A 13,016-nucleotide genomic window follows, 5' to 3' on the forward strand; every position below is an offset into this window, starting at 1 on the left:
GGCAATGGTGTCAGGGTCGTCGTAGGGGTGGACGTAGACGTAGCCATGTTCCTCGACCAGCTTCAGCGAATACGCCAGCGCTTCGGGAAACGAGTCGCCGTGCAGTACGACCTTTCCGCCCCGGGAGCGCACGCCTTCGACCTTGATCTCCGGCGTAGTCTTCGGCATCACGATGGTGGCCGACACGCCCAAGGTCTTCGCCGCCAGCGCCAGGCCTTGGGCATGGTTGCCCGCCGACGCCGTCACCACGCCCCGCGCCAGTTCTTCCGGGCTCAGCTGCGCCAGCTTGTTGTACGCGCCACGAATCTTGAACGAGTACACCGGCTGCAAATCTTCGCGTTTGAGCAGCACGTTGTTGCCAAGGCGCTCGGAGAGCTGGCGGGCGGCGTGCAGCGGGGTTTCCACGGCAACGTCGTACACGCGGGAGTTAAGGATCTTTTTGACGTAGTGCTCGAGCATCGGGGAAGAATCGCTGGCGAAGGGGCAAGACCCGGAAGTCTACCCCTCGGCCCGGCGCACGACCATATCAAGACTCAGGCTTTGACCACGGCATGTCGTTATACTGCCGGCCCTCGGACCTATCGCTATTCCCTGTAACCGGAGCCCACCTCGCATGACCCAGGATCAACTCAAACAGGCCGTTGCCCAGGCCGCCGTCGATTTCATCCTTCCGAAGCTCGACGACAAAAGCGTCGTGGGCGTGGGCACCGGCTCTACCGCCAATTGCTTCATCGACGCGCTGGCCCTGCACAAAGGCGCGTTCGACGGCGCAGTCGCGAGCTCCGACGCAACGGCCGCACGCCTCAAGGGCCACGGCATTCCGGTGTATGAGCTGAACACGGTCAGCGACCTGGAGTTTTACGTCGACGGCGCCGACGAAAGCGACGAGCACCTGAACCTGATCAAAGGCGGCGGCGCAGCCCTGACCCGGGAGAAGATCGTTGCCGCCGTGGCCAAAACCTTCATCTGCATCGCCGACGCCAGCAAGCTGGTGCCGGTGTTGGGTGCGTTTCCCCTGCCGGTCGAAGTGATCCCGATGGCCCGCAGCCACGTGGCCCGAGAACTGGTGAAGCTGGGCGGCGACCCGGTCTACCGCGAGGGCGTGCTGACGGACAACGGCAACATCATCCTCGATGTGCACAACATGAACATCACCAACCCGATGGAAGCGGAAGCGCAGATCAACAACATCGTCGGCGTCGTCACCAACGGCCTGTTCGCCGCGCGCCCGGCGGATCTGCTGCTGCTGGGCACCCAAGAAGGCGTGAAAACCCTCAAGCGCTGATTGTTGCGGGGCAAGGCTGATTTTGCTGGACAGCGGTGGGCTGGGGATCTCGGTCACGCCCACCCGTGATGCGCAGCTCTCCCAACCTCGCCACATCCAGCGCCGGGTTAGCGTTTCTTGAACACATAAAACAGGTTCGGCTCGCTCACCACGTACAACGTGCCGTCTTCCCCCATGGCGATGCCCTCGGCCTGGGGCACGCTTTTGCTCAGGCCCATGCTGCCCTTGGTCAGTGACACGTTAGCGACGGGCTTGCCCTCAGTGTCCAGCTCGAGAATCTGCCGCGACTCATCCGACAGCGCCAGCAAGTGCCCGCTGCGCTCATCGAACTGCAGACTGGAAAGGTCACGCACGAACAGGCCGGCATCCCGCTGCTTGCTGGACGTCACTTCCAGGATGTTCGGGGAATGGGTTCCGGCGTCAGGAAAGCCGCGCACTTCGATGATCTGCACCGGCCGCCGCTCTTTGGCGACGAACAGGCGGCGGCCCTGATTATCGTAGGCCAGGCCTTCGAAGCCGTTATTGCCGCCGGCATCCATGCCCAGGGTCAACTGCTCGGCATCGGCGGCGTCGAGGAATGTAGTGTCGTCATCCACGTGAACCTTGATCAGCCGCTGACTGTGCTCGTCACTGATGACGTAAATCCCGGGGCTGATGTATTCGACCGCTTCAGCGTCTCCGAACCCGGTCAGGGGAATTCGTCTGAGAATCCGCCCTTCCAGACTCAGCTCGACCAGCTCGGGATTTTTGTTGGTCACGGTAAAGAGGGTCTTGCGCTGCGGATCGAAGCTGAGGGCCGAGACGTTAGCCGTCAGGCCGTCGATGGCCCGCGCCTCAATCTCGACCTCATAGGCGTCGAGGCCCAGCGCTTGCGCGTCGCTGGATTGCCAGAACACGTACCAGTTGAACCAGAGCCGCTCGATGACCCGGTATTCGCGCGCCACGAAAAAGGACGCGGTCAGTATCAACAGGACAAGTAACGTGAGCAGGACGCTCTGGAACGGGGACACACGACGCATGCAGGGGGCTCGACTTCAGTGGGGCGGCTTTAATATCACCGTATTCTGAAGCCAAACTGAAAGCGATGTGACATCTCGTTCGACCTTTTCAGAGCTCAAGCGAAAGTGGGCAGACCATCAAGTCGAAACCGGCCCGGCGTCACTGCCGCTTGAAGGTGTAAAACAGGTTGGGTTCGCTGACCATGTAAATGGTGCCGTTCTCGTCCATCGCCACCCCTTCGGCGCGCGGGATGGTCTGGCTCAGCCCGTTGAAACCATGCAGCAGCGTCATGAAGCTGACCTGATTCCCCTTGCCGTCCAGTTCCAGCAGCATGTGCGACTCGGCGGACAGCACCAGCAAATGCCCGGTCCTCTGGTCCGCGTACAGGGACGACAGATTGCGCACGATCAGGTTGTCGTTGATCAGCTTGCGCTTCTCGCCCTTCACTTCGCTGCTGCCGTCGGCCTTCCAGCTGTACAACGCCGGCGGACGCTCTTCGCCAAACAGGAACTGCTGATCCCGAGGGTCCCAGGCGATGCCTTCGAAGGCTTTGTTCTGATCCTTCGAGGGACCCAGGTCGTACTTGGGGAAGTCGGCGATGTTGAGGGTTTTGGTTTCAGGCGTGACGTGGACGATGGTCATCAGGTGCTGACGCTCATCGACGATGGCAATCAGGCCGTCGCCCAGAACGGCTACACCCTCGGGGTTGCCCCAGCCTACAAGCGGGATTTTGCGAATGACGTCGCCGGTCAGCGTGATCTCGGAAAGGAAAGGGTTTTTGCCCATCACCGAATACAGGGTTTTGGTCGACGGGTCGTAGGACAGGTCCGAGGCCTCGTCCTCTTCCATGCCGGCCAGCGGCTTGGCGTCGATGTCGACCTTGTAATCCGGCAGCCAGATGCCCGCTGCGCGCTCGGCCTGCGTGACGTTGCGCTCGCGCAGCCACAACAGGCCGCGATCGTCCCAGTGCCAGGCATAAGACAGACCGGCCAAAATCACCAGCGCTGCAACGAGCAACCACCACCAGCGGAAACGCGCACGGCTTTTACGCTGTGTCATCCGCGAACGTCGCTTTCGAAACGGCTCTGGCCAGTCAGCTCCAGCACGATCTCATCGCCAACAGTGAACGGTCCTACGCCTGCGGGCGTGCCGGTCATGATCAGGTCGCCGGCCTGCAGCGAGAACTGCGAGGCCATGTGCTGGATCATCGGCACGATCGGGTTGAGCATGTGGCTGCTGTTGCCGTCCTGGCGGACTTCGCCGTTGATGGTCAGGCGGATGGCGATGTCGGTCAGATCGGGGTAGGCGTCAGCGGATACGAACGGCGCAATGACCGCCGCGCCGTCGAACGACTTGGCGATTTCCCACGGCAGGCCTTTCTCTTTCAGCTTCGACTGCACGTCACGCAGCGTCAGGTCCAGGCCCGGAGCGAAGCCGGAGATCGCATCGAGGACTTCTTCGCGGCTCGGGTTCTTGCTCAGCGGCTTGCCGATCAGCACGACGATCTCGGCTTCGTAGTGCACCGAACCCCGGTCCTGAGGAATGCTGAAGCCCCCCTCGATACCGACCACGCAGCTGCCCGGTTTGATGAACAGCAATGGCTCGGTCGGTACCGGGTTGTCCAGTTCCTTGGCGTGCTCGGCGTAATTTCGGCCGATGCAGACGACTTTACCGAGCGGAAAGTGAACCTTGGTGCCGTCGACGTACTTGTGCTGATAGCTCATGAGCGCTCCTGAGAAGCTTGTTGTAATGGGGGAACCGCTTACACCGCGAAGATTTTGCCGGGGTTCATGATGCCGTTCGGGTCGAACACCGCTTTGACGGCCTTCATGTATTCGATTTCCACCGGCGAACGGCTGTAGTGCAGGTAGTCACGCTTGGTCATACCGACGCCGTGTTCTGCGGAGATCGAGCCGTTGTACTTCTGGACGATCTCGAACACCCACTTGTTCACCGTTGCGCACTTGGCAAAGAACTCGTCCTTGCTCAGGTTTTCCGGTTTGAGGATGTTCAGGTGCAGATTGCCGTCGCCGATATGGCCGAACCATACGATTTCGAAATCCGGGTAATGCTGGCCAACGATCGCGTCCACTTCAGCGAGAAACGCCGGGACCTTCGAAACGGTGACCGAGATGTCGTTCTTGTACGGCGTGAAGTGGGAGATGGTTTCAGAAATGTATTCGCGCAGCTTCCACAGATTCTGCAGTTGCTGTTCGCTCTGGCTCATCACGCCATCCAGCACCCAGCCCTGCTCAACACAGTGCTCGAAGGTTTCCAGCGCGTGGTTGGCCACTTCTTCGGTGGTCGCTTCGAATTCCAGCAGTGCGTAGAACGGGCAATCGGTTTCGAACGGGGACGGCACGTCACCGCGCGCCATGACCTTGGCCAGCGCCTTGTCCGAGAAGAACTCGAATGCGGTCAGGTCCAGCTTGCTCTGGAACGCGTGCAGCACCGGCATGATGGCGTTGAAATCGGTGGTCCCGAGGACCATCGCGGTGAGGTTTTTCGGCGCGCGGTCCAGACGCATGGTCGCCTCGACCACGAACCCGAGCGTGCCTTCAGCGCCAATGAATAGTTGGCGCATGTCATAGCCGGTGGCGTTTTTGATGAGGTCTTTGTTCAGTTCGAGAAGGTCGCCCTTACCGGTGACCACTTTGAGGCCCGCGACCCAGTTGCGGGTCATGCCGTAGCGAATCACTTTGATCCCGCCGGCGTTGGTGCCGATGTTGCCGCCGATATTACTGGAGCCTGAAGACGCGAAGTCCACCGGGTAATACAAGCCGTTTTCTTCGGCGAGATTCTGCAGCTGCTTGGTGACCACGCCTGGCTGGCAGATGGCAGTGCGGTCTGTCAGGTTGAGTTCGAGCACCTGATTCATGTAATCGAAGTTGACGACCACCTCACCGTTGGCGGCAACGGCGGCGGCGGACAACCCGGTGCGACCACCCGACGGCACCAGCGCAACCTTGCGTTCGTTGGCCCAGCGGACGATCGCCTGCACCTGTTCGGTGGTCTTGGGAAAGACGATGGCGGTGGGCGCCGGGGCGAAATGTTTGGTCCAGTCCTTGCCGTAGGTTTCGAGGGAATCGGCGTCGGTCAGGACCTTGCCGGGCTCAACCAGGGTCTTCAGCTCATCTATCAGCGCAGGATGGGTCATCAACAGAACTCTCGAACAATTCATGGTCATCCTGAGAACGGCTCACGTCCAGGAATGGGGTGTTTCGCGGGGTGCATATGCTAGCATACGCCCCCCGCCAATCGAGCTTTCGGCCGATTGGCGCGCGCTTCACTTACTGCCATTTCTCTCCGGGACACAGGTTTACGCAGATGAGCAAGACTTCCCTCGACAAGAGCAAGATCAAGTTCCTTCTTCTCGAAGGCGTCCACCAGTCCGCGGTCGACGTCCTCAAGGCCGCCGGTTACACCAGCATTGAGTACCACACCAAGTCTCTGCCGGAAGCCGAACTGAAGGAAAAGATTGCCGACGCTCATTTCATCGGTATTCGTTCCCGCACCCAACTGACTGAAGAACTGTTCGACAGCGCCAAGAAACTGGTCGCGGTCGGCTGCTTCTGCATCGGTACCAACCAGGTTGATCTGAACGCAGCCCGCGAACGCGGCATCGCTGTGTTCAACGCCCCCTACTCCAACACCCGTTCGGTGGCGGAGCTGGTGCTGGCCGAGGCCATCCTGTTGCTGCGCGGTATCCCGGAGAAGAACGCTTCCTGCCATCGCGGTGGCTGGATCAAGAGCGCAGCCAACTCGTTCGAAATTCGTGGCAAGAAGCTCGGCATCATCGGCTATGGCTCGATCGGTACTCAGCTGTCGGTCCTGGCTGAAGGCCTGGGCATGCAGGTGTACTTCTACGACACCCTGACCAAGCTGCCGCTGGGCAACGCCACTCAGGTATCGAGCCTGAACGAGCTGCTGGGCATGTCCGACATCGTCACCCTGCACGTTCCGGAAACCAACGAAACCCAGTGGATGATCGGCGAGAAAGAAATTCGCACGATGAAGAAGGGCGCCATCCTGATCAACGCAGCGCGCGGCACGGTGGTCGAGCTAGACGCCCTGGCTGAAGCGATCAAGGATCAGCACCTGATCGGCGCGGCCATCGACGTGTTCCCGGTCGAGCCCCGCTCCAACGACGACGTGTTCGAAAGCCCGCTGCGCGGCCTGGACAACGTGATCCTGACCCCGCACATCGGCGGCTCGACCGCTGAGGCCCAGGCCAACATCGGTCTGGAAGTGGCAGAGAAACTGGTCAAGTACAGCGACAACGGTACGTCGGTTTCTTCCGTCAACTTCCCGGAAGTGGCCCTGCCGGCTCACCCGGGCAAGCACCGCCTGCTGCACATCCACCAGAACATCCCGGGCGTACTGATGGAGATCAACAAGGTCTTCGCGGAAAACGGCATCAACATCTCCGGTCAGTTCCTGCAGACCAACGAGAAAGTCGGTTACGTGGTCATCGACGTTGACGCCGAGTACTCCGATCTGGCGCAAGAGAAACTGCAGCACATCAACGGCACCATCCGTAGCCGCGTTCTGTTCTAGGACGTTGGTTCCAGGGTGATAAAAAAGGAGACCTTCGGGTCTCCTTTTTTTGTGCGCGAATCAGGCAACACGCCGGCTGTGCGCAAGACACCCTTCTGCAGCGCGTCATTTCACCGTGATGATGATCTTCTGCGACTCGACCGGTGGATTCAGCGGAACGTGGTTCTTGTCGCCGACCAGCAGTTGCAGGGTGTGCTGGCCCGGCGTGAGGTTCAGCTCGGTTTCGGTCTGGCCTTTGCCGAAGTGGCGGATGTTGTCGGTGGTCGGCAGCGGCGCGGTCATGTCGGGCTGATCCTTGACGTCGATCAGCAGGTGGTGATGACCAGTGTCCGGGACGTCCACACCGGCCGGGGCGACGCCCATGCCCTTGAGACCGAATTGCACCTTGAATGCGCCGTTGACGGTCGCGCCGTCCTTCGGCGAGATGATGTAAACCTCTGCGCCCGCTGGGGAGGCAGTACGCGGCATGTCGGCGGCCTGGGCCAGCAAGCTCGCCGCCAACAGCAGTCCGGTCAGGGCAGTTCTCGCGAATAACGTCTTCATGATTTCTCCGTTTTATCGATGTGCGGCTGGCGGGCTCGGGGCTTGAAGCCTCTTCATCCCGACAGCCAACCGCTCAGGAACGACCTTTACCTTAGCTGCGGTTGGACGCGAAGTATTTCGCTGAGTGGCGGGATGTAGAAGATTTCATGTTGGGCGGATGCAGACGGACAGCAAGCCAGTTACAACTCGAACGGCTCGTTCCCGCGCCGCCTGAACCAACCGGTCAGCGACAGCCGCTCACGGGTGGACGGCATGACTTCGTGGGGCATGTCGCCCGAGAGGAACACCACCAGACAGCCGCCGGTGGGCTGCACGTCATACTCGACGCCGTCCTTGAGGTACATCCGCAACTGGCCGCCGTGCTCCGGCAACCAGCCGTCGTTGAGATAAACAACCGCCGAGACCATGCGTTTGTCGTCATCGCGAAAACGGTCCACGTGCTTGAGATAGAAGGCCCCCGGCGGATAGAGCGCGAAGTGACTTTCGTAGTCCTCAAGGCCGAGAAACAGGCCTCGGTTCAGCGCCTGACGCAGGCTCTCCATCAGGTCCAGATAGCGATCGCACGGCTCGGCCTGCCCCGCTTCCAGCCACTGAATGTGATCGCCACGAATCCCCTCGCGAACCTCCTGCGCCGGCCCGCGCCCCACTGCGGCAGGCGCGAGCTCGCCCTGAACGGCACGCGTGCGGCATTCAAGCGCCAGCTCGCGGGTCAGGGTGTCGGGCAGGAAGATGTTCTGCTGCGACCAGCCACGCTCGGCCAAGTCGTCGACGATTCGCAACAGCAGCGGGTGATCAGGGGATATGCGCATGGCGCGCATAGTATCCATACGCCGATTAATCCGACAGGGCCTGCAGTCCGGCGAATGAGGAATATTTTTACGGGTTTGAATACGCCCGGCGGTTTTGCCCTACCGCTGATCGAACCTGAGGTTTTTAGCGGGGTCTGGCAAGTGTTAACTCGACAAATCCCCGCTGCCCCACCGAGAATGGCGGCCTGCCGACAGGAGTCTCTAATGCGCCGTCTGTTTTTCCTGCTGTTGATGTTCTGCACTTTGCCCGCCTGGGCAGACGGCCACGATCAGCTGTACACGCTCGCCGGCTGGCCGGAACAACGCGCTCATTTTGTCGATGCCCTCAAAGCCGCCCAGCAGCGTTACCGCAACAGCCTTCCACCGGCCGTGTTCGACGCTCTGGTGAGCAACAGCAATCAGCGTTTCGCGCCGCAGGCGATGGACCAGCGCGGGGAGCAAATGCTGCGCCAGACGCTGCAGGACCCGAACCCGGCGCTGCAGTTTTTCCAGTCGCCCCTTGGCCGCAAGATCGTCAATGCCGAGCTCACCGCCACGCGCCCGGACCAACTGGCCAAAAACGCCCAAGGCCTGCCGCACATTCAGGCGGATGACAATCGTCTGCTGATCATCGGCCACCTGGCCAACGCCCTTCCCGCCAAGGAAGCCGGCGCCGAGGTCAGCATGGCGATTGCTGGCGTCGCTGCCGACAGTCTGAGTTCGATGATTCCAGGCCTGATGGGTGGCGGAACGACCCAGGCGATGCTCGACAGTCAGCGTCAGCGGCTCATGGGGCAGATCGGCAAGGACGTGAACAACACGCTGCTTTATGTGTACCGCGACCTGTCGGACGGCGAGCTGGACGAGTTCGCGACCTTTGCCGAGTCCAACGAAGGCAAGGCCTATTACAAGGCGGCGCTGGCAGCCGTTCGCGCGGGATTGGCGGTCGGGCAGACGGTCAAATGACGTTGGTAGGACCGGCTTCAGCCGGGAAGGTGACTGTTGGCACACCCTCCATCCTCCGGTGTGACGACTCAGGCCTTCCCGGCTAAAGCCGGTCCTGCATTCGTTCTGTCAGCCGGCAAGCCGGCCTTGGAGCCCTACCCCATCCGCTGGGTCAGAAACTCAAAAAACCGCGCGCGCAGCTCCGGTGACTCGTTGACCAGATGGTGACGCGCTTCGGGCAACATGAAGATCTGCGGCTCGGCGAACTTGTCCTTGAGCACCGGCAGATTGTGTTTCCAGTCCACTGTCATGTCTGACTCGCCCTGCACGATCAGCGGGCTGCGGCGGCTGCGCGGCGCGCGTTCGATGCGCTCGATCCATTTCGCCAGCGCGCCCACCCACACCGTTGGCAAGCGTCGCGGCTGCAACGGGTCCGCGAGCAGAAAGGGCAGAAAGGTCGGGGCGTTTGAGTTTTCGCTGAAGCGCCGGTCGATGGCTTTGACGAAGCCGCGCAGCAGGTAATAGCTGAGTTTCGACAAGGCCCAGCCACGCGGTCTCACCAGCGGCGCCAGCAGGATGATCTGACCCTGCGCCGGGCTGGCGTCGCCATGATGAAGCAAGTGGTCGATGACAATCGCGCCGCCAGTGCTTTGCCCGCACAAGTGCCACGGCTTGGGCAGCGTGAGGCGCTCGGCTTCGACAAACAGCCGATCCAGCACCGCCTGATACTCCGCGAAGTCGGTAATGCTCGCCCGCGCCCCACTGGACAGTCCATGGCCCGGCAAGTCGCAGGCAATCACCGCCAGCCCAAGCCCCAACGCCCAGTCGATGACGTGACGGTACAGCCCGACGTGATCGTAAAAGCCGTGCATCAGCACCAGCGTCCCGACCGGCTGATCAGGCATCCACATCTCCGCGACGATGTCGTAGCCGCCCACTTCAACGCGCCCGATCCGGCTACTGGTCGCGCCATTGGGCCCGAGCGCATTCAAACCGTAGAAACGCTGATAAGCCTGGGCCTCTTCAGATGGCGCCTGCAACGTGCTCAGCGGCAAGAGCTCAGCACGCAAATGGTCGGGGTCGAACGTGTCGGACATCGGAATTCCAGATGGGGGAGTGTAGGAAGCGGCCGCACGGAAGTGTCATCTGTCCGCAGCGGCGTGGCAAGTTGCGCCACTTAAATCCATGGGCGCTCCGTCTACCCAGTCGCGAGACAAATCTGTAGCCTGCAAAACCTTCCCGATTCTCATTTGAGCCCCCGGATGAAACGCAGCCTTTACGTCGTCGTCGCAGTGTTGGTGCTCATCGGGGGCGCAGGCGCGTGGTACATCCACGGCAAGCAGCCGGTCCGCGATGGCGAGATGAGCCTCACCGGGCTGCAGGCCCCGGTCACCGTGCGTTACGACGAGCGGGGCGTGCCGCATATTCGCGCCGACAATCAGGACGATCTGTACCGCGCGCTGGGCTACGTCCACGCTCAGGACCGCCTGTTCCAGATGGAAATCCTGCGCAGGCTGGCGCGCGGGGAGCTCGCTGAAGTCCTTGGCCCCAAGCTGGTCAACACCGACAAGCTGTTCCGCAGCCTGCGCATCCGCGAACACGCCGATGCCTACGTCGCGCGCCAGGATAAAAACACGCCGGCGTGGAAGGCGCTGCAGGCGTATCTGGACGGCATCAATCAATACCAGGCGACGCATCCCAAACCGATCGAGTTCGACGTGCTGGGCATTCGCGAGCGGCCGTTCACGGCGCAAGACACCCTCAGCGTCGGCGGGTATCTGGCGTACAGCTTCGCGGCCGCTTTTCGCACCGAGCCGTTGATGACCTATGTGCGGGATCAACTGGGCCCGGAATACTTGAAAATCTTCGATCTGGACTGGCAGCCCAAAGGCGCGCTTGGGCAGTCTTCCGGGGGCAATCAAACGCCTGCGCTGACCGGCAACGACTGGGAAGGCCTCAATGACCTGGCGCTGCTCAGCCAGCAGGCACTGGAGAGAGCCGGCCTGCCGCAGTTCGAGGGTAGCAATGCCTGGGCGGTCTCCGGCAGCCGCACCCAGAGTGGCAAACCGCTGCTGGCGGGTGATCCGCACATTCGTTTCTCGGTACCGGCAGTCTGGTACGAAGCGCAGCTTACGGCGCCGGGCTTTGAGCTATACGGGCATTTTCAGGCGCTCAACCCCTTCGCCCTGCTCGGCCACAACCTGGACTTCGGCTGGAGCCTGACCATGTTCCAGAACGATGATCTGGACCTGATCGCCGAGAAAACCAACCCCGACAATCCCGATCAAGTCTGGTATCACGGCGCCTGGGTGGACATGACGTCCCGCACCGAACAGATCGAGGTCAAGGGCGAATCTCCCGTCATCCTGACCCTGCGGCAGTCACCCCACGGCCCAATCGTCAATGACGCGATGGGTGGCAATGGGGCGCGACAGCCGAGCGATACGCCGATTGCGATGTGGTGGTCGTTTCTCGAGTCGGACAACCCGATCCTCCAGGGCTTCTATGAAGCCAACCGCGCCGACACGCTGGACAAGATGCGCAGCGCCGCCGAGAAGATCCAGTCGCCGGGCCTGAACGTCGTTTACGCCAACGCCAGGGGTGATATCGGCTGGTGGGCTGCGGCACAGTTGCCCAGGCGGCCTGCGGGGGTCAATCCGACGTTCATTCTCGACGGCGCCTCCGAGCAGGCTGACAAGAATGGCTTCTACCCTTTCAGCGCAAACCCGCAGGAAGAGAACCCGACACGGGGTTATATCGTCTCGGCGAACTTCCAGCCGGTGTCGCCTACGGGGATGGAGATTCCGGGCTATTACAATCTCCCCGAACGCGGTCGTCAGCTGAATAACCAACTGAGCAACGACAAGGTGAAATGGAATCTGGAGAACAGCAAAGCGCTGCAGCTCGGCACCCGGACGGATTACGCCGCACAGATGCTCACGCCGTTGATTCCGGTGCTGCGCCGGGTGGTGAGCGAGCCGGAGGAGCACGACTTGCTGGAGCGCATGGCGGCGTGGAACGGTGACTACTCCGTGGATTCGGTGGGGGCGACGCTGTTCAATCAGTTCCTGTTCAACCTGACCGATGAGGCTTTCCATGACGAGCTGAGCGACGGGCTGTTCACCACGCTGCTGTCGACCCGCCTCATTGACCTGGCGCTGCCGCGACTGGCGGCCGACGCGAATTCGCCGTGGTGGAACAATCGCCATTCTCGAGAGCCCGAGAGCCGCGACAACACGGTGAAGGTCGCCTGGCATGCCGCGGTCTCGCATTTGAAATCGCTGTACGGGCAGAACCCGGATGAATGGACGTGGGGCAAGGCGCACACGCTGACCCACGAACATCCGCTGGGCAAACAGCCGCCGCTGGACATGCTGTTCAATGTCGGGCCGTTCGCGGCGCCCGGTACCCATGAGGTGCCGAACAACCTGTCAGCGAGCCTGGGCCCCGCGCCGTGGCCGGTGACGTACGGGCCATCGACGCGCCGCCTCATCGACTTCGCCGACCCGGCCCATGCTCTGGGCATTAACCCGGTGGGCCAGAGCGGCGTGCTGTTCGACAAGCACTACGCCGATCAGGCGCAACGCTACGTCAACGGCGAGTACGTGCCGGAGCGGTTCAGTGAAGGGGATGTGGCGGGCAACAGCAAAGAGGTATTGAGGTTAGTGCCGGGGCGTTAACCCCGTGTGAGTGATGATCGTCCCCACGCTCCGTGTGGGGATGCCGCCCGGGACGCTCCGCGTCCATCGCTGTGACGCGGAGCGTCAGGAGATGCATTCCCACGCAGAGCGTGGGAACGATCATTGACTGCCTGGCACACCGACTGTAGGACCGGCTTTAGCCGGGAAGGCGTTGGACGTTACGCTGCAAATCTATAGCGAACACACCGGCCTCTTCCC

General features: G+C 61.6%; 12 protein-coding genes. 4 read left to right on the forward strand and 8 right to left on the reverse strand.

Annotation, left to right across the window (positions count from 1 at the left end; all coding sequences use genetic code 11):
• Positions 1-459: pyridoxal-phosphate dependent enzyme (locus tag BBI10_RS05305; RefSeq protein WP_141695124.1), on the reverse strand; the 459-nt coding region annotated here is incomplete at its 3' end.
• A gap of 154 nt (positions 460-613) precedes the next feature.
• On the opposite strand from BBI10_RS05305, the gene rpiA reads away from it, so the two are divergent.
• Positions 614-1,285, forward strand: coding sequence for a ribose-5-phosphate isomerase RpiA (gene rpiA / locus BBI10_RS05310; RefSeq protein ID WP_065987345.1), 672 nt, complete (start codon positions 614-616; stop codon positions 1,283-1,285).
• A 107-nt stretch (positions 1,286-1,392) separates the two neighbouring features.
• Here the strand turns inward: rpiA and BBI10_RS05315 are convergent, their stop codons facing one another.
• The 4 genes from BBI10_RS05315 to BBI10_RS05330 form a co-directional block, all read right to left on the reverse strand.
• Entirely contained in the window at positions 1,393-2,304 is a 912-nt protein-coding gene (locus BBI10_RS05315) for an SdiA-regulated domain-containing protein (protein WP_065987346.1), read from the reverse strand.
• Between the two features lie 139 nt (positions 2,305-2,443).
• The gene (locus BBI10_RS05320) at positions 2,444-3,343 is read right to left on the reverse strand and encodes an SdiA-regulated domain-containing protein (protein ID WP_065987347.1); all 900 of its coding nucleotides are present in this window, start codon (positions 3,341-3,343) and stop codon (positions 2,444-2,446) included.
• The gene (locus BBI10_RS05325; RefSeq protein ID WP_065987348.1) at positions 3,340-4,008 is read right to left on the reverse strand and encodes a fumarylacetoacetate hydrolase family protein; all 669 of its coding nucleotides are present in this window, start codon (positions 4,006-4,008) and stop codon (positions 3,340-3,342) included. The genes BBI10_RS05320 and BBI10_RS05325 overlap by 4 nt, the downstream gene beginning before the upstream one ends.
• 38 nt (positions 4,009-4,046) lie before the next feature.
• Positions 4,047-5,441: an FAD-binding oxidoreductase gene (locus BBI10_RS05330; protein WP_065987349.1), complete on the reverse strand. Its 1,395-nt coding sequence runs from the start codon at positions 5,439-5,441 to the stop codon at positions 4,047-4,049.
• Between the two features lie 170 nt (positions 5,442-5,611).
• Here BBI10_RS05330 and serA point away from each other — a divergent pair, with 170 nt between their 5' ends.
• Positions 5,612-6,841, forward strand: coding sequence for a phosphoglycerate dehydrogenase (gene serA / locus BBI10_RS05335; protein WP_065987350.1), 1,230 nt, complete (start codon positions 5,612-5,614; stop codon positions 6,839-6,841).
• 105 nt (positions 6,842-6,946) lie between these two features.
• On the opposite strand, the gene BBI10_RS05340 is transcribed toward serA, so the two are convergent.
• Positions 6,947-7,384, reverse strand: coding sequence for a DUF4399 domain-containing protein (locus tag BBI10_RS05340; protein WP_065987351.1), 438 nt, complete (start codon positions 7,382-7,384; stop codon positions 6,947-6,949).
• Positions 7,385-7,563: 179 nt separating this feature from the next.
• Positions 7,564-8,202 (reverse strand): 2OG-Fe(II) oxygenase, encoded by a 639-nt coding sequence (locus tag BBI10_RS05345; protein ID WP_065987352.1) that lies wholly within the window; start codon positions 8,200-8,202, stop codon positions 7,564-7,566.
• Between the two features lie 195 nt (positions 8,203-8,397).
• Here BBI10_RS05345 and BBI10_RS05350 point away from each other — a divergent pair, with 195 nt between their 5' ends.
• A complete protein-coding gene (locus tag BBI10_RS05350; RefSeq protein ID WP_065987353.1) occupies positions 8,398-9,138 on the forward strand; it encodes a DUF2059 domain-containing protein in 741 nt (246 codons plus the stop codon).
• Positions 9,139-9,272: 134 nt separating this feature from the next.
• Here the strand turns inward: BBI10_RS05350 and BBI10_RS05355 are convergent, their stop codons facing one another.
• Positions 9,273-10,214 (reverse strand): alpha/beta hydrolase, encoded by a 942-nt coding sequence (locus BBI10_RS05355; protein WP_065987354.1) that lies wholly within the window; start codon positions 10,212-10,214, stop codon positions 9,273-9,275.
• Positions 10,215-10,379: 165 nt separating this feature from the next.
• Here BBI10_RS05355 and BBI10_RS05360 point away from each other — a divergent pair, with 165 nt between their 5' ends.
• Positions 10,380-12,797 (forward strand): penicillin acylase family protein, encoded by a 2,418-nt coding sequence (locus tag BBI10_RS05360; protein ID WP_065987355.1) that lies wholly within the window; start codon positions 10,380-10,382, stop codon positions 12,795-12,797.
• The last annotated feature ends 219 nt before the right edge of the window (positions 12,798-13,016 follow it).

It is taken from the genome of Pseudomonas graminis, from assembly GCF_001705435.1.
Classification (GTDB): domain Bacteria; phylum Pseudomonadota; class Gammaproteobacteria; order Pseudomonadales; family Pseudomonadaceae; genus Aquipseudomonas; species Aquipseudomonas graminis_B.

Bases quoted from the DNA above. Each gene is read 5' to 3' on its own strand.
- rpiA (WP_065987345.1), top strand. From the start codon at position 614: ATGACCCAGGATCAACTCAAACAGGCCGTTGCCCAGGCCGCCGTCGAT.
- BBI10_RS05315 (WP_065987346.1), bottom strand. From the start codon at position 2,304: ATGCGTCGTGTGTCCCCGTTCCAGAGCGTCCTGCTCACGTTACTTGTC.
- BBI10_RS05320 (WP_065987347.1), bottom strand. From the start codon at position 3,343: ATGACACAGCGTAAAAGCCGTGCGCGTTTCCGCTGGTGGTGGTTGCTC.
- BBI10_RS05325 (WP_065987348.1), bottom strand. From the start codon at position 4,008: ATGAGCTATCAGCACAAGTACGTCGACGGCACCAAGGTTCACTTTCCG.
- BBI10_RS05330 (WP_065987349.1), bottom strand. From the start codon at position 5,441: ATGACCCATCCTGCGCTGATAGATGAGCTGAAGACCCTGGTTGAGCCC.
- serA (WP_065987350.1), top strand. From the start codon at position 5,612: ATGAGCAAGACTTCCCTCGACAAGAGCAAGATCAAGTTCCTTCTTCTC.
- BBI10_RS05340 (WP_065987351.1), bottom strand. From the start codon at position 7,384: ATGAAGACGTTATTCGCGAGAACTGCCCTGACCGGACTGCTGTTGGCG.
- BBI10_RS05345 (WP_065987352.1), bottom strand. From the start codon at position 8,202: ATGCGCGCCATGCGCATATCCCCTGATCACCCGCTGCTGTTGCGAATC.
- BBI10_RS05350 (WP_065987353.1), top strand. From the start codon at position 8,398: ATGCGCCGTCTGTTTTTCCTGCTGTTGATGTTCTGCACTTTGCCCGCC.
- BBI10_RS05355 (WP_065987354.1), bottom strand. From the start codon at position 10,214: ATGTCCGACACGTTCGACCCCGACCATTTGCGTGCTGAGCTCTTGCCG.
- BBI10_RS05360 (WP_065987355.1), top strand. From the start codon at position 10,380: ATGAAACGCAGCCTTTACGTCGTCGTCGCAGTGTTGGTGCTCATCGGG.